The sequence below is a fragment of the Helicobacter sp. UBA3407 genome, from assembly GCF_949747025.1.
Lineage (GTDB): Bacteria > Campylobacterota > Campylobacteria > Campylobacterales > Helicobacteraceae > Helicobacter_D > Helicobacter_D ganmani.
Genome location: NZ_CATKCB010000037.1, coordinates 1 through 1,981 on the forward strand (window position 1 = coordinate 1; position 1,981 = coordinate 1,981).

At 38.8% G+C, this 1,981-nt stretch carries 3 protein-coding genes; 1 reads left to right on the forward strand and 2 read right to left on the reverse strand.

Going from position 1 to position 1,981, the window contains the following annotated elements:
• A partial coding sequence (locus Q1553_RS00385; protein WP_300842659.1) for a hypothetical protein occupies window positions 1–569 on the forward strand: 569 nt, incomplete at its 5' end.
• Between the two features lie 13 nt (window positions 570–582).
• On the opposite strand, the gene Q1553_RS00390 is transcribed toward Q1553_RS00385, so the two are convergent.
• Both Q1553_RS00390 and Q1553_RS00395 read right to left on the reverse strand, forming a co-directional pair.
• Window positions 583–1,326 carry an amino acid ABC transporter ATP-binding protein gene (locus Q1553_RS00390; RefSeq protein WP_115551199.1) on the reverse strand — a complete coding sequence of 248 codons (744 nt, stop codon included), beginning with the start codon at window positions 1,324–1,326 and terminating at the stop codon, window positions 583–585.
• Window positions 1,327–1,336: 10 nt separating this feature from the next.
• A partial coding sequence (locus tag Q1553_RS00395) for an amino acid ABC transporter permease (protein ID WP_300842660.1) occupies window positions 1,337–1,981 on the reverse strand: 645 nt, incomplete at its 5' end.

Consider the following 1,981-nt stretch of genomic DNA (forward strand, 5'->3'; position numbering starts at 1 on the left):
ATTCACAAACTACACATACATTTGACGAGATAAAAGGTAATGCACGAAGAGTTACTGGTGCGATTAGCTCCCTCATACAAAAAGACAAGAGATTCAAAATGGGAGATAAAACCTTTATTTTTGATCTTAATGCTATTGGCAAACTCTCCCCTCTCCTTGCTTTGTCGGGCGCAGGTGCTGTTAGCCCGATGATGTCCGCATTTTCTAGCTCTAATGATATCAATCTTGAAAGTGGCGATGAAGTGATTGTCGCTGCTTTGAAAGACAAAAATACCGGACTTTACAGAGTGGAAGCATTAAAAAATCTAAACAAAGATTATTACTTCTCTCACCTCAAACACGATAGCTTATATCTTACGCTGTTGGCAATTTTTGGTTTTATGCTTATTAATTATCTTATACTTGGATTGTTTATGTATCTCTCGGACAACAAACCCGCTATGCTAATGAATGGAATTTTTATTCGGTTGCCCTTGTTTTTCATTGGGAGATTCTTTGCTCTAAGGCTTTTTGGTGTTAAAAAAAGGAAAAAGCTAGATAAATTTATCAAAAACTATGTCAAACCTTGAAATATTTTAGAATCTAAAATTCAAAAATATTTAAAAATTTCTTTGCACGCTCACTTTTGGGATTGCTAAAAAATTCCTGTGGCGTTGCAATTTCTGCTATTTTTCCCTTATCAAAAAACACGATTCTATCGGCGACATTTTGGGCAAACTTCATCTCGTGTGTTACAAGCAGCATTGTCATTCCCTCTCCCGCCAACTCTTTAATCACATCTAGCACTTCTTTTACCATTTCAGGGTCAAGCGAAGCAGTAACCTCATCAAAAAGCATAACGTCTGGATTCATACAAAGCGCACGCACAATGGCAACGCGTTGTTTTTGCCCACCGCTTAAGCTTTTGGGATATGCGTCCTTTTTTTGCTCCAAACCTACGCGGCGCAAGAGGCTTAAAGCCTCTGTAATTGCCTCCTCTCTTTTGCGATTCTCTACTTTCATTGGTGCTAAGATAATGTTTTCTAATACACTCAAATGAGGAAAAAGCTCATAATTTTGAAATACCATACCGATTTTTTGACGCACTTTTTTCCATTGCGCTTTTGAGCCCTCCCCACTAATTTGCGTGTCTTTGAAAAAAATCTTACCTCCTTGTATGGACTCTAAACCATTAATGCAGCGCAAAAAGGTGCTTTTACCGCAACCACTTGGTCCCAAAATAGCACAAACTTCTCCCTTTGCAACCTCTAAACTCACAGAATCTAGCACCAAATTGTCCCCGTATTTTTTCGTAATATTTTCTAATCTCAAAAGAACAGGATTCATCGCCTTAACCTTATATTAATTTTTTCTCTAAACTTCTGCTCCACAACGAGAGGGGATAGCATAGCGCGAAATACACCATAAAGATTCCGCCATACACCCAAAAACTCGCTGTTGGATAAGCAAGGAGATTCACTTCAATGATTTGCTGTCCGACTTTTAGCATATCACTCACACCAATGAGTGCTGCTAGAGAGGTTGTTTTTATCATTCTAGTAAAGAGATTTACAAGGCTTGGCAGAAGTCGCTTAAAACTCTGCGGAAAGATAATATAAAACTGCACTGCAAATTCGCTTAAACCCAATGCCCTTGCACTCTCGCTTTGATGTGGAGGCAAACTTGAGATTGCTCCGCGCACCAAGTCGCCCATTTCTGCGATTCCCCAAAGGCTAAAGACTAGGATACACGCGGCGATTCCGCTTAAATTTAAAAAGCTAGAAAAGCCAAAATAAACAATAAACAACCAAGCCAAAATCGGAATGATGCGGATAGATTCTAAATACAATCGGCAAATACTGCGTAAAATCATACAACGCAAAGTCATCAAATATCCTAAAATAAAGCCAAAAATGCAAGAAAACAGAATCGCTATCAGCGCGATTTGAAGTGTTACTAGCACACCTTGCGCGATTCTTAGAATATTTTGCGGTAAAAAGAG